General features: G+C 69.5%; 22 protein-coding genes. 11 read left to right on the top strand and 11 right to left on the bottom strand.

Going from position 1 to position 21,438, the window contains the following annotated elements; genetic code table 11:
- The first annotated feature begins 1 nt into the window (after window position 1).
- Window positions 2-1,519, top strand: a complete 1,518-nt coding sequence (locus KM933_RS06200) for a glycosyltransferase family 87 protein (RefSeq protein WP_221349013.1) — start codon at window positions 2-4, stop codon at window positions 1,517-1,519.
- A gap of 121 nt (window positions 1,520-1,640) precedes the next feature.
- Here the strand turns inward: KM933_RS06200 and KM933_RS06195 are convergent, their stop codons facing one another.
- From KM933_RS06195 to KM933_RS06185, 3 genes are all read right to left on the bottom strand, one after another.
- Window positions 1,641-2,672 carry an alanine racemase gene (locus tag KM933_RS06195; protein WP_221348921.1) on the bottom strand — a complete coding sequence of 344 codons (1,032 nt, stop codon included), beginning with the start codon at window positions 2,670-2,672 and terminating at the stop codon, window positions 1,641-1,643.
- Between the two features lie 91 nt (window positions 2,673-2,763).
- Window positions 2,764-3,885 carry a lipid II:glycine glycyltransferase FemX gene (locus KM933_RS06190; RefSeq protein ID WP_221348919.1) on the bottom strand — a complete coding sequence of 374 codons (1,122 nt, stop codon included), beginning with the start codon at window positions 3,883-3,885 and terminating at the stop codon, window positions 2,764-2,766.
- A 288-nt stretch (window positions 3,886-4,173) separates the two neighbouring features.
- Window positions 4,174-4,488 (bottom strand): hypothetical protein, encoded by a 315-nt coding sequence (locus KM933_RS06185; RefSeq protein WP_221348917.1) that lies wholly within the window; start codon window positions 4,486-4,488, stop codon window positions 4,174-4,176.
- Window positions 4,489-4,778: 290 nt separating this feature from the next.
- Between KM933_RS06185 and rpsF the strand changes: the two genes are divergently transcribed.
- The 4 genes from rpsF (at window position 4,779) to rplI (ending at window position 6,515) form a co-directional block, all read left to right on the top strand.
- A complete protein-coding gene (gene rpsF, locus KM933_RS06180) occupies window positions 4,779-5,069 on the top strand; it encodes a 30S ribosomal protein S6 (protein WP_028804085.1) in 291 nt (96 codons plus the stop codon).
- Window positions 5,070-5,147: 78 nt separating this feature from the next.
- Window positions 5,148-5,756: a single-stranded DNA-binding protein gene (locus tag KM933_RS06175; RefSeq protein WP_221348915.1), complete on the top strand. Its 609-nt coding sequence runs from the start codon at window positions 5,148-5,150 to the stop codon at window positions 5,754-5,756.
- A gap of 57 nt (window positions 5,757-5,813) precedes the next feature.
- Entirely contained in the window at window positions 5,814-6,050 is a 237-nt protein-coding gene (gene rpsR / locus KM933_RS06170) for a 30S ribosomal protein S18 (RefSeq protein WP_003949403.1), read from the top strand.
- An 18-nt stretch (window positions 6,051-6,068) separates the two neighbouring features.
- The gene (rplI, locus tag KM933_RS06165) at window positions 6,069-6,515 is read left to right on the top strand and encodes a 50S ribosomal protein L9 (RefSeq protein ID WP_221348913.1); all 447 of its coding nucleotides are present in this window, start codon (window positions 6,069-6,071) and stop codon (window positions 6,513-6,515) included.
- Window positions 6,516-6,681: 166 nt separating this feature from the next.
- On the opposite strand, the gene KM933_RS06160 is transcribed toward rplI, so the two are convergent.
- Window positions 6,682-8,019, bottom strand: a complete 1,338-nt coding sequence (locus KM933_RS06160; RefSeq protein WP_221348911.1) for an MATE family efflux transporter — start codon at window positions 8,017-8,019, stop codon at window positions 6,682-6,684.
- Window positions 8,020-8,478: 459 nt separating this feature from the next.
- On the opposite strand from KM933_RS06160, the gene dnaB reads away from it, so the two are divergent.
- Window positions 8,479-9,954: a replicative DNA helicase gene (dnaB, locus tag KM933_RS06155; protein WP_221348909.1), complete on the top strand. Its 1,476-nt coding sequence runs from the start codon at window positions 8,479-8,481 to the stop codon at window positions 9,952-9,954.
- 118 nt (window positions 9,955-10,072) lie between these two features.
- Complete coding sequence (locus KM933_RS06150; RefSeq protein ID WP_221348907.1) at window positions 10,073-11,473, top strand: serine hydrolase domain-containing protein; 1,401 nt, start codon at window positions 10,073-10,075, stop codon at window positions 11,471-11,473.
- Between the two features lie 57 nt (window positions 11,474-11,530).
- On the opposite strand, the gene KM933_RS06145 is transcribed toward KM933_RS06150, so the two are convergent.
- A complete protein-coding gene (locus KM933_RS06145; RefSeq protein ID WP_221348906.1) occupies window positions 11,531-11,983 on the bottom strand; it encodes a GNAT family N-acetyltransferase in 453 nt (150 codons plus the stop codon).
- 78 nt (window positions 11,984-12,061) lie between these two features.
- Window positions 12,062-12,526, bottom strand: a complete 465-nt coding sequence (locus KM933_RS06140) for a MarR family winged helix-turn-helix transcriptional regulator (protein WP_221348904.1) — start codon at window positions 12,524-12,526, stop codon at window positions 12,062-12,064.
- A gap of 139 nt (window positions 12,527-12,665) precedes the next feature.
- Between KM933_RS06140 and KM933_RS06135 the strand changes: the two genes are divergently transcribed.
- Window positions 12,666-13,928, top strand: coding sequence for an MFS transporter (locus KM933_RS06135; protein WP_221348902.1), 1,263 nt, complete (start codon window positions 12,666-12,668; stop codon window positions 13,926-13,928).
- A gap of 12 nt (window positions 13,929-13,940) precedes the next feature.
- The gene (locus tag KM933_RS06130) at window positions 13,941-14,378 is read left to right on the top strand and encodes a GlcG/HbpS family heme-binding protein (protein WP_221348900.1); all 438 of its coding nucleotides are present in this window, start codon (window positions 13,941-13,943) and stop codon (window positions 14,376-14,378) included.
- Window positions 14,379-14,387: 9 nt separating this feature from the next.
- Here KM933_RS06130 and KM933_RS06125 read toward each other — a convergent pair whose 3' ends face one another.
- The gene (locus tag KM933_RS06125) at window positions 14,388-15,254 is read right to left on the bottom strand and encodes a GNAT family N-acetyltransferase (RefSeq protein ID WP_221348898.1); all 867 of its coding nucleotides are present in this window, start codon (window positions 15,252-15,254) and stop codon (window positions 14,388-14,390) included.
- 659 nt (window positions 15,255-15,913) lie between these two features.
- Between KM933_RS06125 and KM933_RS06120 the strand changes: the two genes are divergently transcribed.
- Complete coding sequence (locus KM933_RS06120) at window positions 15,914-17,341, top strand: globin domain-containing protein (RefSeq protein WP_221348896.1); 1,428 nt, start codon at window positions 15,914-15,916, stop codon at window positions 17,339-17,341.
- A gap of 149 nt (window positions 17,342-17,490) precedes the next feature.
- On the opposite strand, the gene KM933_RS06115 is transcribed toward KM933_RS06120, so the two are convergent.
- From KM933_RS06115 to KM933_RS06100, 4 genes are all read right to left on the bottom strand, one after another.
- Window positions 17,491-17,973, bottom strand: a complete 483-nt coding sequence (locus KM933_RS06115; protein ID WP_221348894.1) for an NUDIX domain-containing protein — start codon at window positions 17,971-17,973, stop codon at window positions 17,491-17,493.
- Window positions 17,974-18,039: 66 nt separating this feature from the next.
- Window positions 18,040-18,945 carry a LysR family transcriptional regulator gene (locus KM933_RS06110; protein ID WP_221348892.1) on the bottom strand — a complete coding sequence of 302 codons (906 nt, stop codon included), beginning with the start codon at window positions 18,943-18,945 and terminating at the stop codon, window positions 18,040-18,042.
- A gap of 249 nt (window positions 18,946-19,194) precedes the next feature.
- Window positions 19,195-20,334 carry a cystathionine gamma-lyase gene (locus KM933_RS06105; protein WP_260333105.1) on the bottom strand — a complete coding sequence of 380 codons (1,140 nt, stop codon included), beginning with the start codon at window positions 20,332-20,334 and terminating at the stop codon, window positions 19,195-19,197.
- Window positions 20,335-20,539: 205 nt separating this feature from the next.
- Complete coding sequence (locus tag KM933_RS06100; RefSeq protein WP_221348888.1) at window positions 20,540-20,917, bottom strand: phage holin family protein; 378 nt, start codon at window positions 20,915-20,917, stop codon at window positions 20,540-20,542.
- 60 nt (window positions 20,918-20,977) lie between these two features.
- Between KM933_RS06100 and KM933_RS06095 the strand changes: the two genes are divergently transcribed.
- Window positions 20,978-21,295 carry a cupin domain-containing protein gene (locus KM933_RS06095; RefSeq protein ID WP_221348887.1) on the top strand — a complete coding sequence of 106 codons (318 nt, stop codon included), beginning with the start codon at window positions 20,978-20,980 and terminating at the stop codon, window positions 21,293-21,295.
- Window positions 21,296-21,438: the final 143 nt, after the last annotated feature.

Raw genomic sequence — 21,438 nt, 5'->3', positions numbered from 1 at the left:
GATGTGCGGCATGCCCAGTGCAGAAACGACGCGCGCGAGCGTGCACGAGCCAGATCTGGTGCGGCCGACCAAGGAGGACCCGGTCGCCGCGGCCGGCAGCGAACTGTTCGGAGGTCCTCTCGGACGGCGCGCGCTCCCAGGAACGTCCTGGTGGACGCCGGTGCGGGTCGTCGCGCTCGTCGCGCTCGGCATGTTCGCCCTGGGCATGGTGCAGAAGCTGCCCTGCTACGACGGCGCCTGGTTCTTCGGGGCCAGCTCCCAGTACACGCACGCGTGCTACTCGGACATCCCGCACCTCTACCAGGGGCGGGGGTTCGCCGACGGGCTCGTGCCGTACTTCGACAAGCTCGAAGGCGACATGGAGTACCTCGAGTACCCGGTGCTGACCGGCGTGTTCATGGAGGTCGCCGCCTGGCTGACGCCGGGCGGCGGCAGCATCCAGGACCAGGAGCAGGTCTACTGGATGGTCAACGCCGGGATGCTGATGGCCTGCGCGGCCGTCATCGCCGTCTGCGTGGCCCGCACCCACCGGAGGCGGCCCTGGGACGGTCTGCTGGTCGCCCTGGCCCCCGCCTACGCCCTGACCGCCACCATCAACTGGGACCTCCTGGCGGTGGCTCTGACGGCCGCGGCGATGCTGATGTGGTCCAGGAGCCGTCCCCTCGCCTTCGGGGTCCTCCTGGGGCTCGCCACGGCCGCCAAGCTCTATCCCGTGCTGCTGCTGGGACCGCTGCTCGTGCTGTGCTGGCGGGCGGGCCGCTGGCGGGAGTTCGGCACGGCCCTGCTGGGCGCCGCCGGCTCCTGGCTGGTCGTGAACCTTCCGGTGATGCTGCTGGCGCCCGAGGGCTGGTCGAAGTTCTACACGTTCAGCCAGGAACGCGGCGTCGACTTCGGGTCCTTCTGGCTGATCCTCTCCCAGCGCATGGAGACGCCGCTGGTCACCGACACCGTCAACACGCTGGCCACGGTGCTGATGCTGGCCTCCTGCGCGGGCGTCGCCGCGCTGACGCTGACCGCCCCGCGCCGGCCCCGTTTCGCCCAGCTCGCGTTCCTGGTCGTCGCGGCCTTCATCCTCACCAACAAGGTCTATTCGCCGCAGTACGTACTGTGGCTGGTTCCCCTCGCCGTGCTGGCCCGCCCGAAGTGGCGGGACTTCCTGATCTGGCAGGCGTGCGAGGTCGCGTACTTCCTCGGCATCTGGATGTACCTCGCCTACACGACCAGCGGCGACGCCCACAAAGGACTGCCCCAGGAGGGCTACCAACTGGCCATCGCCGTCCACCTCCTGGGGACGCTGTACATCTGTGCCGTGATCGTGCGCGACATCCTGATGCCGGAACGGGACGTGGTGCGCCGCTCCGGCGACGACGATCCGTCGGGCGGGGTGCTGGACGGCGCGCGGGACGTCTTCGCCCTGGGCGCGGCCGCCCGTCCGCCGCGGCGCGCGGCGCACTCCGAGGGGCCGCACGTGGAGTGGGGCGGCGACGGCGGACCGGACGGAGGCTCTGGTTCGCTCTGAGCGAACAGCCCGCGAGTGGAGTGCGCGACACGGGCCGGGCAGGGCAGGCGAAAGGCCGTACACGGGGTGCGTGTACGGCCTTTAGCCTGCCCGTTCCGCCCCGTGGCCGGGAGCGCCGCGGTCAGCGCTCGACGACGCGGTCGAACTGCGTGGTGGTGTGCCGCAGGTGTGCGACCAGTTCCTCGCCGACGTGCGGTTCGGGCGCGTCCGACGGCACGAAGAGGATCGAGACCTGCATGTGCGGGGGCTCCGCGAACCAGCGCTGCTTGCCGCCCCAGACGAACGGCGAGAGGTTCCGGTTGACCGTGGCGAGGCCGGCCCGGGCGACGCCCTTGGCGCGCGGCATGACGCCGTGCAGGGCCTTGGGGGCCTCCAGACCCACCCCGTGCGACGTACCGCCCGCCACGACGACCAGCCAGCCGTCCGAGGCGACCTTCTGCTGCCGGTAGCCGAAGCGGTCGCCCTTGGCGACGGGAGTGACGTCCAGGACGGCTCCGCGGTACTGGGTCGCGTCGTGGTCCCCCAGCCAGAGCCGCGTGCCGATACGGGCCCGGAACCGGGTCTGCGGGAACTGCTGCTGCAGCCGGGCGAGTTCGTCGGCCTTGAGGTGACTGACGAACATGGTGTGCAGCGGCAGCCGTGCCGCGCGCAGCCGGTCCATCCAGCCGATGACCTCCTCGACGGCGTCCGAGCCGTCGGTACGGTCCAGGGGCAGGTGGATGGCGAAGCCTTCGAGCCGCACGTTCTCGATGGCGGCGTGCAGCTGGGGCAGATCCCGCTCGCTCACCCCGTGCCGCTTCATGGAGGACATGACCTCGATGACGACACGGGCGCCCACGAGGCCGTAGACGCCGTCGACGGAGGAGACCGAGCGGATGACGCGGTCGGGCAGCGGTACGGGCTCCTCGCCCCGCCTGAAGGGCGTCAGCACCAGCAGGTCGCCGCCGAACCAGTCCTTGATCCGTGCCGCCTCGTAGGTCGTGCCGACGGCCAGGACGTCCGAGCCGAGGCGGGTGGCCTCGTCGGCGAGCCGCTCGTGGCCGAAGCCGTAGCCGTTCCCCTTGCAGACGGGTACGAGTCCCGGGAACTGCTCGGACACGTGCTTGTGGTGCGCCCGCCAGCGTGCGGTGTCGACGTAGAGCGTGAGCGCCATGGCCGGACCTGGAACCTTTCTCGTGGCAGCGGTGTGTCGAAGGTGTCGGAGGTGTCGAAGACGGATTCCGGTCCGTCTGGCGTCTGATGTGTCAGCGGCGGGACATGTACATGTCGAGCGCCTTGTGGAGCAGTTTGTTGAGTGGGAAGTCCCACTCCCCGAGGTACTCGGCGGCCTGCCCGCCCGTACCCACCTTGAACTGGATCAGGCCGAAGAGGTGGTCCGTCTCGTCCAGTGAGTCCGAGATGCCGCGCAGGTCGTAGACGGTCGCGCCGAGCGCGTACGCGTCGCGCAGCATCCGCCACTGCATCGCGTTCGAGGGCCGGACCTCGCGCCCGATGTTGTCGGACGCGCCGTAGGAGTACCAGACGTGCCCGCCGACGACCAGCATCGTCGCGGCGGACAGGTTCACCCCCTGGTGCCGCGCGAAGTACAGCCGCATGCGGTTGGGGTCCTCGGTGTTCAGGGCCGTCCACATGCGCTGGAAGTACGAGAGCGGCCGCGGCCGGAAGCGGTCGCGCACAGCCGTGATCTCGTAGAGGCGCTGCCACTCCTCCAGGTCCTGGTAACCGCCCTGGACGACCTCGACGCCGGCCTTCTCGGCCTTCTTGATGTTGCGCCGCCAGAGCTGGTTGAAGCCCTTGTGGACATCCTCCAGCGACCGGTTGGCCAGCGGTACCTGGTAGACGTAGCGGGGCTGTACGTCGCCGAAGCCCGCCCCGCCGTCCTCGCCCTGCTGCCAGCCCATGCGCCGCAGCTTGTCGGCGACCTCGAAGGCGCGCGGCTCGATGAAGTCCGCCTCGATGTCGCGCAGGCGCTTCACGTCCGGGTCCTGGATGCCCCTCTTGATCGAGGTGGCCTCCCAGCGCCGGATGATCACCGGCGGGCCCATCTTCACGGAGAAGGCGCCCTGTTGCTTGAGGTGCGCGAGCATCGGATCCAGCCACTCGGTCAGATTCGGCGAGAACCAGTTGATGACCGGGCCCTCGGGAAGATAGGCGAGGTAGCGCTTGATCTTGGGCAACTGGCGGTACAGGACGAGGCCCGCACCGACCATCTCGCCGGACCTGTCGTCGAACCATCCGAGGCTCTCGGAACGCCACTCCGCCTTGACATCCGCCCAGGCCGGGACCTGCATGTGACTGGCCGCGGGCAGGCTCTGGATGTATGCCAGATGCTGCTCTCGGCTGATGGTCCTCAGGGTCAGACTCATTCGGGGCGCTCCTCGGGCTGGTGTGTCCCCATGGGAACAGGGGCTCCGGCTCTCGCGCCGAAGCCTACTGCGCCCCGCGAGCGCCCCGTCTGGCCGTATGCGTCACGGGTCCCGGCCGGGAGCCGGTCGGGAGCCGGTAGGGACGTCCCGAGGTGGTTGCGAGTTGGTCCCGGGGTGGTTCCCAGGTGGTGCCGACGACCGGTCCGGGAGCGGGCGGACCGCTGCGGGCGTCACGAACCGCTACAGGCCGTTACGAACCGTTGCGGAGATCGCCCGCCCCGGCCGCCGTCAGCCGATGACGCCGCCGAAGAGGCCGCCGTGCGCCATACCGAGGAGGAGCCCCACGGCGGACGCGCCCAGGCCCAGGATCAGGCCGAACCGCTCCCGGGTGGTCTCGGAGACGAACTGTCCGTACGCGCCGGTGACGACGCCGATCAGCCCCGCCCACGAGCTGAGCAGATGGAGGCTGTGGAACATCGCGGAGACGAAGGCCGTCACCCCGAGGACCAGTGTCACGGCCAGCAGCGTGTCCTGGAGCGGATGGGGCTTGTGGTCGGTGGCGAAGAGGGAGCCGGCGGTGTTGGGTCGCAATGCCTGTGCCATGGGGCACCTCCTGCGGAAGGCGGCGCATCGTAGCGCCGTACACACCCGATGTGTACAGACTGACGCGCATCGGACCCTGATTTCAACCGGAAGCCGGTGAGCGGGTAGTCTGTAGCGTCTGCACCGGTGTCTGCCCAGGCCACGACGTGGTCTCTCGCCCGGTTCGCCCATCGGCGGTCCGACTGCGAGTGCCCGATTGTCAGTGGCGGCCGATACCGTTGCGAGCGCATCACAACCCTCCTGCCACGGAACGACCGTGGCCGCTGAGTCCGAAGGAGGTGGGTTTACACATGCGTCACTACGAAGTGATGGTCATCCTCGACCCCGATCTCGAAGAGCGTGCTGTCTCGCCGCTGATCGAGAACTTCCTCTCCGTCGTCCGTGAGGCGAACGGAAAGGTCGAGAAGGTCGACACCTGGGGCCGTCGTCGTCTCGCGTACGAGATCAAGAAGAAGCCCGAGGGCATCTACTCGGTCATCGACCTGCAGGCCGAGCCTGCGGTCGTGAAGGAACTCGACCGCCAGATGAACCTGAACGAGTCGGTCCTCCGGACCAAGGTCCTCCGTCCCGAGACCCACTGAGCCCTCCGGCTCAGCTGATCCCGGGCATCGAGTAGCAGCACCAAGCAGCCAGCAGCAAACCCGCCGAGAGGTTCCCCCATGGCAGGCGAGACCGTCATCACGGTCGTCGGCAATCTTGTCGACGACCCCGAGCTGCGCTTCACCCCGTCCGGTGCGGCGGTCGCGAAGTTCCGTGTCGCGTCCACTCCCCGCACCTTCGACCGCCAGACCAACGAGTGGAAGGACGGCGAAAGCCTCTTCCTGACCTGCTCGGTCTGGCGTCAGGCGGCGGAGAACGTCGCCGAGTCGCTCCAGCGAGGCATGCGCGTCATCGTGCAGGGCCGGCTGAAGCAGCGGTCCTACGAGGACCGTGAGGGCGTCAAGCGCACGGTCTACGAGCTGGACGTCGAGGAAGTCGGCGCCAGCCTGAAGAACGCCACGGCCAAGGTCACCAAGACCACCGGCCGAGGTGGCCAGGGCGGTTACAGCGGCGGTGGCGGTGGCGGCGGCCAGCAGGGCGGCGGCTGGGGCGGAGGCTCCGGCGGCGGCCAGCAGGGCGGCGGCGGTGCTCCCGCCGACGACCCCTGGGCGACCGGCGCTCCTGCGGGCGGCGGCAACCAGTCCGGTGGCGGCGGCGGTGGCTGGGGTGGAAACTCCGGCGGCTCCGGGGGTTCCGGCGGCGGCTACTCGGACGAGCCCCCCTTCTAGGCCCGGTGCCGAAGGTGGGCCGTACCCACACTTCTTGATCAAACAGGAGACACACACATGGCGAAGCCGCCTGTGCGCAAGCCGAAGAAGAAGGTCTGCGCTTTCTGCAAGGACAAGGTCACGTACGTGGACTACAAGGACACGAACATGCTGCGGAAGTTCATTTCCGACCGCGGCAAGATCCGTGCCCGCCGCGTGACCGGCAACTGCACGCAGCATCAGCGTGACGTCGCCACGGCCGTGAAGAACAGCCGTGAGATGGCGCTGCTGCCCTACACCTCCACCGCGCGATAAGGGAAGGGTGACCGACTCATGAAGATCATCCTCACCCACGAGGTCTCCGGCCTCGGTGCCGCGGGTGACGTCGTCGACGTCAAGGACGGCTACGCTCGCAACTACCTGATCCCGCGGAACTTTGCCATCCGCTGGACCAAGGGCGGCGAGAAGGACGTCGAGCAGATCCGTCGTGCTCGCAAGATCCACGAGATCGCGACGATCGAGCAGGCCAACGAGATCAAGGCGCGCCTCGAGGGCGTCAAGGTCCGGCTGTCCGTCCGCTCCGGCGACGCCGGCCGCCTCTTCGGTTCCGTCACCCCGGCCGACGTCGCTTCGGCGATCAAGGCTTCCGGTGGCCCCGAGGTCGACAAGCGCCGCATCGAGCTGGGCGCGCCGATCAAGACGCTGGGCGCCCACGAGACGTCCGTGCGTCTGCACCCCGAGGTGGCCGCCAAGGTCAGCATCGAGGTTGTCGCAGCCTGATCGCTGCGCTCGGCAGAGCTGAGAGAAGGGCCGCACCCGCTCGGGTGCGGCCCTTCTTCAATCAGCTCTTCAATCAGCTCGTCAATCAGCTCTTCAGTCAGCGCGGGCTCCGTTTCACGTGAAACGGCATATGGAGCGCGTTTCACGTGAAACGGCCGGCATACGGTCAGCGGGTGGCACCCACGACGACCCAGTGGCCCGAACGCGTGCGCAGCCACAGGGTCAGCATCCGCACCGCCATCATGAGGGTCATCGCGGCCCAAACCGCAGTGAGTCCGCCACCGGCGGCAGGTATGAGCAGTGCCATCGGCGCGAAGACCGCCAGGGTGAGCAGCATGGCCCGCGCAAGATACGGCCCGTCTCCCGCGCCCATCAGTACGCCGTCCAGGACGTAGACGACGCCGCAGACCGGCTGGGAGAGCGCCACCATCAGCAGGGCGGGCAGCGCGATGCCATGGACGGTCGGGTCACTGGTGAACAAGGGGAGGAACAGAGGACGAGCGGCGATCACCAGGCCACCGAGTACGACGCCGACGGCGATGCCCCACTCAACCATCCGTCGGCAGGCTTCCCGGGCTCCCTGGGTGTCGCCCGCGCCGAGGTGGCGCCCGATGATCGCCTGCCCGGCGATGGCGATGGCGTCGAGCGCGAAGGCGAGCAGGCTCCACAGGGACAGGATGATCTGGTGGGCCGCGATGTCGGCGTCCCCGAGCCGGGCGGCCACCGCGGTCGCGATCATCAGGATCGCACGCAGTGAGAGGGTCCGGACGAGCAGAGGTGCGCCGGCCCGGGCGCAGGCGCGTATGCCGGCGGCGTCGGGTCGCAGGGAGGCGCCGTGCCTGCGGGCTCCGCGGACCACCACGACGAGGTACGCCACGGCCATACCGAGCTGGGCCATGACGGTTCCCCAGGCGGATCCGGCGATGCCGAGGTCCGCGCCGTAGACGAGACCCGCGTTCAGGGCGGCATTGGCGACGAAACCGGCGACGGCGACATAGAGCGGGGTCCTGGTGTTCTGCAGACCGCGCAGGACACCGGTGGCGGCGAGGACGACGAGCATGGCGGGGATGCCGAGCGCCGAGATGCGCAGATAGGTGACGGCGTACGGGGCAGCTGTGTCCGAGGTCCCGAAGAGCCCCACCAGAGCGGGTGCGGTGGGCAGGACGACGGCTATGACGGCGGCGCCGAGCAGCAGGGCGAGCCAGATTCCGTCCATGCCCTGACGGATGGCGGCCTGCAGGTCTCCTGCTCCGACCCGGCGGGCGACGGCGGCCGTGGTGGCGTACGCGAGGAAGACGAAGACGCTGACAGCCGTGGCGAGGAGGGCGGAAGCGACTCCCAGACCGGCGAGCTGCGCGGTGCCGAGGTGGCCGACGATGGCTGTGTCGGCCATGAGGAAGAGAGGCTCGGCGATGAGCGCGCCGAAGGCCGGAACCGCCAGCGCGACGATCTCTCTGTCGTGCCTGCGCCGGGTGACCCTGGAGGGCGCGGGAGCCTGTGTCATGCACATCAATCTAATCTTCCACAGGTAAGAGATGCAAACGCTGTAAGACCCTTACTGGCAAACGCGTGCGACGCCCTGCCGCACACTGTTCGCACGGATCTTGGTCCGATGGGAAAAGTTTTTCTTCTGCACAGCCGGTGGATGGGATAAGTGCAGGTCAGGAGCGCTGTGGAAAAGTTGCTGAGGGCTTGTTCACAGGGCTGTCCACCGGGTCGTGCACAGGTTTTGCGGGGTTCTCCACAGCATCGGGGCTGTCGTCCACAGGGCCTGTGGATAACCAGATTGGCTGACGCTGCCCGCGGGCCTACCGTGGTGCGGCACCCTCTCCCTCCTCCGTCCTCGGAAACCCCGCAAAACCGACGCGTCAGAACCGGAGTTGGGCGTCTTATTTGTCAGTGTCGTGCCGTAGGAATGAGGGGCACGGCGAGGTCCGCTCGGCGGACGGGAGGAGGTGGCCCGGTGAGTATTTCCGAGCCCTTGGACGACCCGTGGGCCGACAGCGGTCCCAGCGATCGTCTGCCCGCCTCCCGTCGGCGCCACGACGGTGGCCGGAGCCGTGAGGACCAGCACGACCGCGGTGCGGACAACGGCGCCTGGGACGGTGCGGGCTCCTCCTTCGAGCGCGTCCCGCCGCAGGACCTGGACGCCGAGCAGTCGGTCCTCGGCGGCATGCTGCTCTCGAAGGACGCCATCGCCGACGTCGTCGAGGTGCTCAAGGGCCACGACTTCTACCGGCCCGCGCACGAGACCGTCTACGGCGCGATCCTCGACCTCTACGCCAAGGGCGAGCCGGCCGACCCGATCACCGTCGCCGCCGAGCTCACCAGGCGCGGTGAGATCACCAAGGTCGGCGGCGCGACGTATCTGCACACCCTGGTCCAGACGGTCCCGACGGCGGCCAACGCCGAGTACTACGCGGAGATCGTCCACGAGCGCGCCGTCCTGCGCCGCCTGGTCGAGGCCGGTACCCGCATCACGCAGATGGGTTACGCGGCCGACGGCGACGTGGACGAGATCGTCAACAGCGCCCAGGCCGAGATCTACGCGGTCACCGAGCAGCGCACGACCGAGGACTACCTGCCGCTCGGCGACATCATGGAGGGCGCGCTGGACGAGATCGAGGCGATCGGCTCGCGGTCGGGGGAGATGACCGGTGTGCCGACGGGCTTCACCGATCTCGACCAGCTCACGAACGGACTGCACCCCGGCCAGATGATCATCATCGCGGCCCGTCCCGCCATGGGAAAGTCGACGCTGGCGCTGGACTTCGCCAGGGCCTGCTCGATCAAGCACAACATGCCGAGCGTGATCTTCTCGCTGGAGATGGGCCGTAACGAGATCGCCATGCGTCTGCTGTCCGCGGAGGCGCGCGTGGCCCTTCACCACATGCGTTCGGGCACGATGACCGACGAGGACTGGACCCGGCTCGCCCGCCGGATGCCGGACGTATCGGCCGCTCCTCTCTACATCGACGACTCGCCGAACCTGTCGATGATGGAGATTCGCGCCAAGTGCCGCCGCCTCAAGCAGCGTGCCGACCTGAAGCTCGTCATCATCGACTACCTGCAGCTGATGCAGTCGGGCGGCAAGCGCTCCGAGAGCCGCCAGCAGGAGGTCTCGGACATGTCGCGAAACCTGAAACTGCTGGCCAAGGAGCTGGAACTGCCCGTCATCGCGCTGTCGCAGCTGAACCGCGGTCCCGAGCAGCGCACGGACAAGAAGCCGATGGTCTCCGACCTGCGTGAGTCCGGCTCCATCGAGCAGGACGCGGACATGGTGATACTGCTGCACCGCGAGGACGCCTACGAGAAGGAGTCCCCACGCGCCGGCGAGGCGGACATCATCGTGGGCAAGCATCGAAACGGCCCGACGGCCACCATCACGGTCGCTTTCCAGGGCCACTACTCACGCTTCGTGGACATGGCGCAGACCTGACGCCCGCCCGGAACAGACCTGATGGCCGCCCAGGAGCCGATGTGATCTCCGCCCCGGAAAGGACGCCGCGGAGGTAAATGCGCTCGACGCGGGAGGCCAGGGCGGGTGGACTTGCGCCATGACGACGACACCCGGGCAGACGCCCGCGGAAGAGCTGCTTCCCGCCACGCGCCGTGCCCTGCTGCACACGATCGCCACCGCCCAGGCAGAAGGGCGGGCACCGTCGCTGGTCGCGGCGGTGGTGCGGGGCGGGAAGACGGTGTGGCACGGGTCCCGCACCTCGGTGGAAGGGCACGGACCCGACGAGAACGTGCAGTACCGCATCGGTTCGATCACCAAGACGTTCACCGCCGTCCTGGTCCTGAGACTGCGCGACGAGGGGACGCTCGACCTGGGCGATCCCCTGGAGAAGCATCTTCCGGGCACGGGAGCGGGGGAGGCGACGATCGCCGAACTCCTGGCGCACACCGGAGGGCTGGCCGCCGAGTCGCCGGGCCCCTGGTGGGAGCGCACCCCCGGCTCGCTGCGCCCCGAACTGGCCGACGTCCTGGGCGAGCGGCCGCACCGGCATCCGGTGGGGCGGCGGTTCCACTACTCGAACCCCGGCTACACGCTGCTGGGGGCGTTGATCGAAGAGGTGCGGGGCGCTCCGTGGGAGGACGTCCTGCGGCGCGAGGTGCTCGAACCGCTGGGGATGCGCCGGACGAGCGGACAGCCGCGGACACCCCACGCCGGCGGCTGGGCCGTGCACCCCTGGGCGGACGTCATGCTTCCCGAGCCGAGCGAGGACCTGGGGCGGATGGCGCCGGCCGGACAGCTCTGGTCGACCAGCGGTGACCTGGCACGCTTCGCGGTTTTCCTCACGCACGGCGACGACCGGGTGCTGAGCACGGAGTCCGTACGCGAGATGCGGACGCCCGCCGCACCGGCCGGGGCGGAGGAGGTTGCGGCCGGCGCCGCGTACGGACTGGGGATGCAGATCCAGCACCGGGACGGCCGGACCCTGGTGGGGCACGGCGGTTCCCTGCCGGGCTTCCTCGCCGGACTCATGATCGGAGTCGAGGACGACCTGGCCGCCGTCGTGCTCGCCAACTGCACCTCCGGCCCGCCGGTGTCGGCGGTCGCCGCCGACCTCGTACGCATCGTCGCGGAGGCCGAACCCCGGATTCCCGAGCCCTGGCGGTCCCTGCCCGAAGTGGACCGGGCCGTACTGGATCTGGCGGGGCCGTGGTACTGGGGGACGCATGCCTTCGCGCTGCGGCTGACGGCCGACGGGGACGTCACGCTCGGACCGCTGGCGGGCGACGGCCGGCGCTCGCGCTTCCGGGCCGGGGACGACGGAAGCTGGACGGGACTCGACGGCTACTACGCCGGTGAGCTTCTACGGGCGGTGGAAGGACCGAACGGGTCGGTCACCCACCTGGACCTCGGCTCGTTCGTGTTCACGCGGCAGCCGTACGGTGACGGGGCTCCTGTCCCGGGCGGGGTGGACCCCGAGGGGTGGCGAGGGATCAAGTAGGCGTCCTGTTTCACGTGAAACAGGACGCCTTGGGTGTGTTGTTTCTCCTGGACGCGTTCAGAGCCGCAGCTTGAAGCCGACGTGCGACGCCTCGAAACCGAGACGCTCGTAGAACCGGTGCGCATCGGTCCGGGTGGCGTCGGAGGTGAGCTGCACCAACTGGCAGCCCTCGCTCCGGGCGCGGTCCAGGGCCCACTCGAGGAAGTGGGTGCCCAGACCGCTGCCCCGCTCGTCGGCGTGAACGCGTACGGCTTCGATGATCGCGCGGGTGGCTCCCTTGCGGGCCAGCCCGGGGACGATCGTGAGCTGGAGGGTGCCGACGACCCGGCCCTCGCGCACGGCCACGACCACGTGCTGGTGAGGATCGTTGTTCAGGCGTTCCAGCGCGGTCAGATACGGGGTCAGGTCGTCCGGTGACTCGCGCTGGGCGCCCAGGGGGTCGTCGGCGAGCATCGCGACGATCGCGGGAAGGTCGTCCGCGGCCGCGGGGCGTACTTCAAGATCTCCCATGCCGACAGCCTATGCATAGCGCATCCGGTACCGGACGGGTCTGCAGCGTGCCCTCCCGCCCCGCTTCGGGTCTGTCGCCTATGCGGGCGCGGGCAGACCCGCCGATTCCACGACGCGTACCAGAGGGGCCAGTTCGGGGTTCTCGGCCGCTTCGTCCAGCGCCTCGCGCAACGCCGCCTCGTTGGTGGGGCGGGCCTTCGCGAGGAGTTCGAGTCCCGCCTCGCTGACGTTCGTGTAGATGCCCCGGCGGTCGGTGGGACACAGGTAGCGAGAGAGCAGACCCCGGTCCTCAAGACGGGTGACCAGGCGCGTGGTGGCGCTCTGGCTGAGGACGACCGCGTCGGCGACCTGGTTCATCTGCAGGTGCCCGCCCTCTCCGTCGTGCTGGCGGCTGAGGACGTCGAGCAGCGAGTACTCACGCACGCTCAGACCGTGCCGACTCTGCAGGGCCCGCTCGATGTGCGTCTCGATCCTCCCGTGCAGCAGGGAGAGGGCGCACCAGCCCTGGGCGAGAGCGGTGAGCGCGGGATCCGTCGCTGTCATGGCGTTTCCTCCGTCCTGGAGCGGCTGTCACCAGGGTAGGGCACAGCCGCAATAGCCCGCGCTTGCATTTATCCCGCGTCTGCAACTATTGTGAACGCACTTAAAGCGCCCCTGCAATCTTCTGGGAAGGTTCTCCCCCATGCCTCTCGCGCTTCTGGCCCTGGCGATCGGGGCCTTCGGAATCGGGACCACCGAGTTCGTGATCATGGGTTTGCTGCCCGAGGTCGCGAGTGACTTCGGTGTCTCCATCCCCACTGCCGGTTTCCTCGTGACCGGCTATGCGCTGGGAGTCGTGTTCGGCGCGCCCCTCATGACGGTCCTGGGCACCAAGGTGTCCCGCAAGCGGATGCTGATGCTGCTGATGGGCCTGTTCATCGTCGGCAACCTGCTCTCCGCCGCCGCCCCCACGTTCTCCGTCATGCTGGTCGGACGCGTGGTCGCCTCGCTCGCGCACGGTGCCTTCTTCGGTATCGGCGCGGTCGTCGCCGCCGACCTGGTCGCGCCGGACAGGAAGGCCGGTGCCATCGCGATGATGTTCACCGGCCTGACCGTCGCCAATGTCGTCGGCGTACCGCTGGGCACACTCATCGGGCAGTCCGCCGGCTGGCGCCTCACCTTCGCGGGCGTCGCGGCCCTGGGCGTCCTCGGGCTGGCCGGCATCGCCTGGCTCGTGCCCGACGCGTCCAAGCCGGAAGGCGTGCGACTCCGGCACGAACTGGCCGCCTTCAAGAACGTCCAGGTCCTGCTGGCCATGGCGATGACCGTCCTCGGCTTCGGCGGAGTCTTCGCGGCGATCACCTACATCACGCCGATGATGACGCATGCCGCCGGTTACGCCGACGGTTCCGTCACCTGGCTGCTCGTCCTGTTCGGCCTCGGCATGGTCGGCGGCAACCTCGTCGGCGGCAGGTTCGCCGACCGCGCACTGATGCCGATGCTGTACGTGTCACTGGGCGCCCTCGCGGTCGTCCTCGCCCTGTTCACCCTCACCGCGCACAACAAGATCGCGGCGGCCGTGACCATCGCCCTGATCGGCGCCCTCGGCTTCGCCACGGTTCCGCCGCTGCAGAAGCGGGTGCTCGACCAGGCGCACGGTGCGCCGACGCTCGCCTCCGCCGTGAACATCGGCGCCTTCAACCTCGGCAACGCCCTGTCGGCATGGCTCGGTGGCGTCGTGATCGCCGCCGGCCTGGGATACACCGCCCCCAACTGGGTCGGCGCCGTCCTGGCGGCCACGGCCCTGCTGCTCGCCGTCCTCTCGGCCGCCCTGGAGCGCCGTGACGACGCGGCGCGAGGAACCGGCGCAGCGCACGGGGCTGACGCGACCGACCCGGCCGCCGTGACCGTCGCCCAGCCGGAGCGGGCGCAGTCAGCGCAGTCACGGGCCGTCACCCACCACTGAGGAGAAACCCTTATGAGCACCACCACCGTCATCCCGCTGTCCATCCAGGACGCCGAAGCTCTCGTCACGGTCGCCCGTCGTACGGCGGAGGCCGGCGGTGTCGCCGCCAGCGTCACGGTCCTCGACGCGGGTGGCCACCTGCTCGCCTTCCGGCGGGACGACCGAGCGGTGCTGATCTCGGGTGAGACCAGCACGCGCAAGGCGTACACGGCGCTGCAACTCGACGCCCCCACCGCGGACCTCGTCGAGGCCGTGCAGCCGGGCGGCCTCTTCCATACCCTGCCGACCGCGCTCGACCGCCCGCTCCTGTTCATCGCGGGCGGAGTCCCGGTCCACCGCGACGGCCGCCTGATCGGCGCGGTCGGAGTCGGTGGCGGCGCGCCCGAGCAGGACCACGCCTTCGCCACGGCCGCGGTACGGGCCCTCGTGCAGGAGGACGGGCACGCCTAGAGAGGTGGCTCAGCCCGCCGCCACCGTGAGCGGGGCGAACCGCCGCGTCCAGTCGCCGGGCAATTCCCCGATGCCGTACGTCATGACCGCGTTGAAGCCTGTGGGGGCGAGCCCGCGCTCCTTCACCCACGCGAGCAACTCCTCGTGCCGTACGTCGATGTCGGTGCGCAGAGGGAGGTCGGTACGGGAGGCCAGTGAGGCGACGAGCGCCTTCGCCACCTCGGTGTCCCGGGCGATCAGCGGGCCCACGACCTGGCTGTCGATATTGGGCCAGGCCGCCGCGTACCCGATGACCCGGCCGTTCTCCTCGGCGACGCGCAGCTGGTCGGAGAAGGCGGGCAGCCGCGTGATCATATGCGTCCGGTCGGCGCCGAAGACCCCCTCGTCCAGGAGCAGGATCGCGGCGAGGTCCCCGGCCGTGGCCGGACGCGTGGCGACCTCGGGCTCCGGGCCGCCGGGAGTGAAGGTGCCGCGGACCATCTCGGCCCTGCCTACGGCCTTGAAGCCGAGCTCCTCGTAGAGAGGGCGTCCGTACGGCGTGGCGTGCAGGGTCAGCGGGGTGGTCCCCAGCTCGGTCATGACATGGCGCATGAGCCGCCGCCCGATGCCCCGGCGGGCGTGCTGCTCGGCGACCAGAACCATACCGATGGCTGCCAGGTCGGGCTGGTCCCGTGGCCCGTAGGAGGTGACGACGCAGGCGGTGACGAGACCTCCGCCGGGGTCGTCGATCCCGTAACCCGTGCCGGCGGCGAGCAGCAGACCCCACTTGTGTTCCTCGCGGGGCCAGCCCCGGTTCTCGGAGAGGTCGGCGCAGGCGGAGAGATCGCGAGGCGTCAGACGGCGGATGGGCAGAGCGGCGGGGGAAGGAGTCGACACGCAGGTCAGGCTGTCCGACACAGGGCTCCGGCGTCCACCGGTTTGCGGGTGGTCGTACAGATCCTTTGCCCTCGTCGGGTCAGTTTCACGTGAAACACCGTGCCGAGTGCAAGATCCGACGGCGTCCGACAGTGGGACTGGCACCGTGTACGGGCCTCGGAGTACAGGGCGAGACTTCATCTCCTCCGGGGCCGTTCACTCACTCCCATGAAGGGCGTGATCTACGGGATGCCTATGAATTGGTGTGCCCCGTCCGGTAATTGAGAGAACCGCGGGGATGTCCTCCCACAATTCCTGACGTAAGGAAGCCTGGACTTGTACGTCGGACGGCGGCCGGTATGGTCGACTCCGGTTCGTGTCCGGCGAGGTGGCCGCACCTCTTCGCATCCCGTCGGGGCGAACGGAGAGCAATGCAGCGTAATGGGGCAGGGAGATCCAAGACTCGCATTTCTGTTTACATGACCGGCCGTCGGTACCGGGTGGGATGCTGCGGTGGCAGTAGTGCGGCCAATGTCACATTGCCGGCTCACTTGTTCGCAGGTGTGTGAGCCGGGGTTCAATGTGCCGTATTGGCCGGCAGGGCGGACGGGGTGGAGCAAGCAGTCAGCGGGGGAAAGCGAGCATCTTCCGACCGAGGAGGTGCGCAGACCGACCGAAAGATGTTCGAGGCGAGGCACAGCATGGACGCTCCGGCCACCACGTCGGCCGACAACGGCACTTCAGGGGGTGGCGGCGGAGGCGGCTGGTTCACGCCGCACACACCGCCCGAACCGCCCGCGGACGGCAGGCAGGAGGCGACCGAGGGGCGGCGTCTGGCCGCGTTCCGTCCCGTCGGCAGGTCCGCGGCAGGGGAGGGCGGCCCCGTGCGGCGCCGAATACCCCCGAACGCCGATTCCGGCCCGACCGCCCAGCCCGGCCCGATCGCCGATCCCGGCCGGGCTGTTCAGCAGGGTCCGGCTGCCGCCCGACCCGCCTCTCCCGATGCCGTTCTCATCCGCCGCACCATGGACGCGGTGGAACCGGTCGCCGACAAGGTCACCTCGTACTTCTACGCGTTGCTCTTCGTGCGCCACCCCGACCTGCGCCCCCTCTTCCCCGCCGCGATGGACGCCCAGCGGGACCGGCTGCTCAAGGCGTTACTGACCGCGGCCGAGCACATCGACAACACCGAGGTACTCGTCGCATACCTGGAGAACCTCGGCCGCGGTCACCGCAAGTACGGCACCCGCCCCGAGCACTACCCGGCCGTCGGGGAGTGCCTCCTCGGCGCCCTCAGCCGGTTCGCGGAGCCGGTCTGGAACCAGGAGACGGAAGGGGCCTGGGTCAGGGCGTACACGAAGATCTCCCAGGTGATGATCGACGCCGCGGCCGAGGACGAACTGCGTGCCCCGGCCTGGTGGTATGCCGAGGTGGTCTCGCACGATCTGCGGACCCCGGACATCGCCGTCGTCACGGTCCGGCCCGATCAGCCGTACCCCTTCCTGGCCGGGCAGTACACGAGCCTGGAGACCCCCTGGTGGCCGCGCGTCTGGCGGCACTACTCGTTCGCCTCGGCGCCCCGGTCCGACGGACTGCTGTCCTTCCACGTGAAGGCGGTCCCGGCGGGCTGGGTCTCCAGCGCGCTGGTGCACCGCGCCCGCCCCGGCGACGTCATCAGGCTCGGGCCGCCCGCCGGCACGATGACCGTGAACCACACCACCGACAGCGGGCTGCTCTGCCTGGGCGGCGGCACCGGCATCGCACCCATCAAGGCTCTGGTCGAGGACGTCGCCGAGCACGGGCGGAAGCGGCCGGTCGAGGTCTTCTACGGTGCCCGCACCGATCACGACCTGTACGACATCGACACCATGCTCCGGCTGCAGCAGAGCCACTCATGGCTGTCGGTGCGCCCCGTGATCGACCAGCAGGCCCACCTCCAGCTGCCCGACGTGGTGCGCGAGTTCGGCCCGTGGGACGAGTACGACGCGTATCTCTCGGGGCCGCCCGGCATGATCCGCAACGGTGTGGACGTCCTCCGGGACATCGGCATCCCGTTCGAACGGATCCGTCACGACGCGGTGGAGGAACTCGTCGCGACACGCGACTGACTCCGCCCAGGACCGACGTGCACGGAAGGTCCCGCCCCCCCCGGGCCCCGGCTCGCACCACCCGACCCGGCGGGCTTCGGCTCGCAATGGTGGATCGGCGCCCCGGCTCGCCGCGGCGGAGCGGAGCACCGGTCCACCGCCTCGGGGCGTCAACCCAGGTCGGGCGCGTGCATCGCCCGTACGCCCTCGATGTTCCCGTCGAGATAGTGCCGCAGCGAGAGCGGTACGAGATGGACGGAGGCGATGCCGACCCGGGTGAAGGGAATCCGCACGATCTCGTACTCGCCGCAGGGCTCCTCGATCTCGGGACCGTGACGCAGCGAGGGGTCCATGGACTCCAGGCGGCAGACGAAGAAGTGCTGCACCTTCACACCGGTCGAGCTGCTGTCCTCGCCGATGTGCTCGACGGTGTCGACGAAGCAGGGCACGACATCGGCGATCTTGGCGCCGAGTTCCTCGTGCACTTCACGGTGGAGCGCCTCGACGACGGTCGTGTCCTCCGGCTCGACTCCACCGCCGGGTGTCAGCCAGTAGGGATCGACTCCGGGCTTGGTCCGCTTGATCAGGATCAGGTCGTCGCCGTCCAGCAGGACAGCCCGGGCGGTGCGCTTGACCACGGGTCGATCGGTCATGGGAGGAATGTGGCCCGGTTGGTTCCACGTGAAACATCGCCGTGCCGACCGGACGAAGCATCTCCGTCACGACCAGCCGGCAGCGGCCCGGGTCAGCCATTCGTGCGCCCGCGCGATATGGGGCATGGCCAGAGTGCCGGTGCGTACCACCAGAAAGTACGTACGAATCGGAGGTACTGCCGGCTCGGTCAGCGCGACCACGTCGCCCCGCCGCAGAGCCGGCCCGCACAGGTACCGGGGCAGCACCGCGAGCCCCGCGCCGGTGGTGGCACAGGCGAGCACCGCGCGCAGGTCGGGGACGATGACGGTACCGGACGCGGCGGGCAGGGAGTCGAAGACGGAGGCCCAGTAGCGGGTGAGGAACGGCAGTGACTCGTGCACCTCCACCACCGGCAGGTTCTCCAGTGCGTGTGCGCCCTTGTGCCGTAATGCGCCGGAGCCGATACGGGCGACCCAGCGCGGTGCGGCGACCAGTACGTGCTCCTCGTCGCAGAGCGGAGTCGCGGTGAGCAGGGAACCCCGTGGGCGGGCCGTGCTGATGGCCAGATCGTGATGCCCGGCGGCGAGTCCTTCCAGCGATTCCTCCGCATTGCCGAAGGAGGCCCGCAGCGCGAAGCCGTGGCCGTCGTCGCCGATCAGCTCGGTGAGTGCGGGCAGTGCGCGTTCGGCGGTGAATTCCGGCGGTCCGGCGAGGTGGAGGGTGCGCAGGGAGGAGTCCGCACCGAGACCGGTCTCGGTGATCTCCACCAGGGCGTCGAGGTGCGGGGCGGCCTTGTGGGCGAGTTCGTCGCCGATCGTGGTGGCGGTCACCCCGCGGGCCTGACGCAGGAACAGAGGGCGGCCCAGCTGCCGTTCGAGCGTGCGGATCTGGGCGGTGACGGCGGGCTGTGAGAGGCCGAGCAGGGCGGCGGCGCGGGTGAAGGAGCCGGCCCGGTGCACGGTCACGAAGGTCCGCAGCAGAGCCAGGTCCATGGCGTTCCTTCCTTCCCCGGCTCCTCGGAAGTCCCCCACTATAAATATGTCGATAGGCTTCTGTCGCTACCGTGATTGGACACTGACACAGAGTCAACTAGCCTTGTGCGCGCGGTTCTCGGTATGCGGAACCGGGACGGTCCGAGCCACGAGGGGGGAGGCTCGGGCCGTCCACTGTCCGCTCGTCCGCCGTCCGTCCGCCCGTCCGCCGTACGTACGACGGCTACCGGCCGGCCGCCCGGCGCATGCTCACTTCGCGGACACTTCGAGCGCCCGCAGGACGTCCGCCACGAGGTCCTCAGGATCTTCGGCACCGACCGAGAAGCGGATGAAGCCTTCCGGAACCGCGTCGCCGCCCCACCGGCCGCGCCGCTCGGCCGTCGACCGCACCCCGCCGAAGCTCGTCGCGTCGTCCACCAGCCGCAGCGCGTCGAGGAAACGGTCGGCACGCGCGCGCGTGGGCAGCGTGAACGACACCACGCACCCGAAGCGCCTCATCTGCTGCGAGGCGATCCTGTGCGAAGGGTCGCCGGGCAGCCCCGGATAGCGGACCCCGAGCTCCTCGGACCAGTCCCGCAGCGTTTCGGCGATGATCTGCGCGGTCGCGTTCTGCCGGTCCACGCGCATCTGCAGCGTGGCGAGCGAGCGATGCGCGAGCCATGCCTCCATGGGGCCCGGGATCGCTCCGACGATCTTGCGCCAGCGCCGGACGGAGGCCATCGCGGAGGCATCGACACCCGCGACGTACCCCAGCAGGACGTCTCCGTGACCGGTGAGCTGCTTGGTGCCGCTGGCCACGGAGAAGTCGGCGCCCAGCTCCAGCGGCCGCTGCCCGAGCGGGGTCGCCAGGGTGTTGTCGACCGCGACGAGACAGCCGCGGGCGTGGGCCGCCTCGACGAGCCGCCGCACGTCGCACACGTCGAGCCCCGGGTTCGACGGGGTCTCGATCCACAGCAGCTTCGCTCCGTCGAGGACCCCGAGCTGGGCGTCGCCGCCGGTCGGCGCCGTACGCACCTCGATCCCGTACGCCTCCAGCTGTCCGCGTACCAGCGGCAGGGCCTGGTAGCCGTCGTCGGGCAGCACGACCGTGTCACCGGCGCTCAGCTGCGAGAAGAGGACGGCCGAGATGGCGGCCATGCCGGACGCGAGGACGAGCGTCTCGACGCCGTCCCGTCCCGGGGCCTCCAGTTCGCCGATCGCGCGTTCCAGATGGGTCCACGTCGGGTTCTCGTCGCGCCCGTAGGTGTACGGGCCGGTCGGGTCGCCCGGCAGGTGGAAGTGGGCGGCGAAGACCGGGCCCGGGAGGGTCGGCTCGTGTTTGACCGGTTCGGGCAGTCCTGCCCGCACGGCACGGGTGCCGTCACCCGCTCCCTCGTAGGAGTCCGTCATGCTGCCTGTCCTTCCCCTTGCCCACATGCTGCGGCGAGCAGTCCGGAGCCCGCCGCCCCCACTCTCTCAGGACCCTTCTCGAAACCAGCCATCCCCCCACAAGAGGGATCCGGCGGAGGGGGTCGGCAGAGAGGTCCGGCAGAGGGACCGGGTACGTCGAGGCCGCCGGTCGGAGAGGGCGCGGGGCGGCGGAACGCCCGGTCGCTCAGTCCCTGTCCGGGAGGACGACGTTCAGCGCCCAGGACACGATCGAGACGATGAGACCGCCCAGGACGGCGGTCCAGAAACCGTCGACGTGGAAGCTCAGGTCCAGCTTGTCCGCCAGCCACGAGGTGAGCAGCAGCATCAGGGCGTTGACGACCAGCGTGACCAGGCCGAGCGTGAGGATGAACAGGGGGAGGGTCAGGACCTGCACGACCGGCTTGACCAGAATGTTCACCAGACCGAAGAGCAGCGCGACGAGCAGGAGCGTGCCGACCTCCTTGCCCGTGCTGTCACCGGTCAGTGTGATCTTGTCCAGCAGCCAGACCGCCACGGCCAGAGCGGCCGCGTTGGCGATCGTCTTGACTAAGAAATTCTTCATGTGTCTGATCGTGGCAGAAGAGACCGGACACGAGCAGCGGGGCAGGGGCGGACCAGAGCGATGAAGGCATTCCGGCTGGACGAACTGGAGGCGGAGCGCGCCGCCAACGACGGCGCGTACCTCCAGTTCCTGCGCGAGAAGAACATGTCGGTCGGCCTGTACGCGCTGGACGCGGGCACGCAGGACCCACAGCAGCCCCACCGCCAGGACGAGGTGTACTTCGTCGTGAGCGGCCGGGCCGCGATCACGGTGGGCATGGAGACGACGCAGGTGGCGCGCGGCAGCGTCGTGTACGTTCCGGCGGGGGTGGCCCACAAGTTCCACCACATCAGCGAGGATCTGCGGGTTCTGGTGGTCTTCTCTCCGCCGGAGAGCTGACACCGCTCTCAGGGTTCCCTAGGGGGACGGTCAGGGGAGGACAAGGGGTGCGAAGCCCCCGCCGGCGCCCCTGCCGCGCCTAGCATCGAGGACAGGACGAGCCGGGACCCGCCGGATCACGGAACGGGCCGGTACAGACTCGG

The sequence above is a fragment of the Streptomyces beigongshangae genome (assembly GCF_019710745.1).
GTDB lineage: Bacteria > Actinomycetota > Actinomycetes > Streptomycetales > Streptomycetaceae > Streptomyces > Streptomyces beigongshangae.
This window is presented reverse-complemented; position numbering and strand designations above follow the sequence as displayed.

Excerpts from the sequence above, each read along its gene's own strand:
- KM933_RS06140 (WP_221348904.1), bottom strand. The coding sequence starts at position 12,526 with ATGACAGCGACGGATCCCGCGCTCACCGCTCTCGCCCAGGGCTGGTGC.
- rpsR (WP_003949403.1), top strand. The coding sequence starts at position 5,814 with ATGGCGAAGCCGCCTGTGCGCAAGCCGAAGAAGAAGGTCTGCGCTTTC.
- KM933_RS06195 (WP_221348921.1), bottom strand. The coding sequence starts at position 2,672 with ATGGCGCTCACGCTCTACGTCGACACCGCACGCTGGCGGGCGCACCAC.
- KM933_RS06135 (WP_221348902.1), top strand. The coding sequence starts at position 12,666 with ATGCCTCTCGCGCTTCTGGCCCTGGCGATCGGGGCCTTCGGAATCGGG.
- KM933_RS06115 (WP_221348894.1), bottom strand. The coding sequence starts at position 17,973 with ATGACCGATCGACCCGTGGTCAAGCGCACCGCCCGGGCTGTCCTGCTG.
- rplI (WP_221348913.1), top strand. The coding sequence starts at position 6,069 with ATGAAGATCATCCTCACCCACGAGGTCTCCGGCCTCGGTGCCGCGGGT.
- KM933_RS06175 (WP_221348915.1), top strand. The coding sequence starts at position 5,148 with ATGGCAGGCGAGACCGTCATCACGGTCGTCGGCAATCTTGTCGACGAC.
- KM933_RS06110 (WP_221348892.1), bottom strand. The coding sequence starts at position 18,945 with ATGGACCTGGCTCTGCTGCGGACCTTCGTGACCGTGCACCGGGCCGGC.
- KM933_RS06160 (WP_221348911.1), bottom strand. The coding sequence starts at position 8,019 with ATGACACAGGCTCCCGCGCCCTCCAGGGTCACCCGGCGCAGGCACGAC.
- KM933_RS06185 (WP_221348917.1), bottom strand. The coding sequence starts at position 4,488 with ATGGCACAGGCATTGCGACCCAACACCGCCGGCTCCCTCTTCGCCACC.
- KM933_RS06100 (WP_221348888.1), bottom strand. The coding sequence starts at position 20,917 with ATGAAGAATTTCTTAGTCAAGACGATCGCCAACGCGGCCGCTCTGGCC.
- rpsF (WP_028804085.1), top strand. The coding sequence starts at position 4,779 with ATGCGTCACTACGAAGTGATGGTCATCCTCGACCCCGATCTCGAAGAG.
- KM933_RS06105 (WP_260333105.1), bottom strand. The coding sequence starts at position 20,334 with ATGACGGACTCCTACGAGGGAGCGGGTGACGGCACCCGTGCCGTGCGG.
- KM933_RS06190 (WP_221348919.1), bottom strand. The coding sequence starts at position 3,885 with ATGAGTCTGACCCTGAGGACCATCAGCCGAGAGCAGCATCTGGCATAC.
- KM933_RS06200 (WP_221349013.1), top strand. The coding sequence starts at position 2 with ATGTGCGGCATGCCCAGTGCAGAAACGACGCGCGCGAGCGTGCACGAG.
- KM933_RS06120 (WP_221348896.1), top strand. The coding sequence starts at position 15,914 with ATGTTCGAGGCGAGGCACAGCATGGACGCTCCGGCCACCACGTCGGCC.
- KM933_RS06150 (WP_221348907.1), top strand. The coding sequence starts at position 10,073 with ATGACGACGACACCCGGGCAGACGCCCGCGGAAGAGCTGCTTCCCGCC.
- KM933_RS06130 (WP_221348900.1), top strand. The coding sequence starts at position 13,941 with ATGAGCACCACCACCGTCATCCCGCTGTCCATCCAGGACGCCGAAGCT.
- KM933_RS06095 (WP_221348887.1), top strand. The coding sequence starts at position 20,978 with ATGAAGGCATTCCGGCTGGACGAACTGGAGGCGGAGCGCGCCGCCAAC.
- KM933_RS06145 (WP_221348906.1), bottom strand. The coding sequence starts at position 11,983 with ATGGGAGATCTTGAAGTACGCCCCGCGGCCGCGGACGACCTTCCCGCG.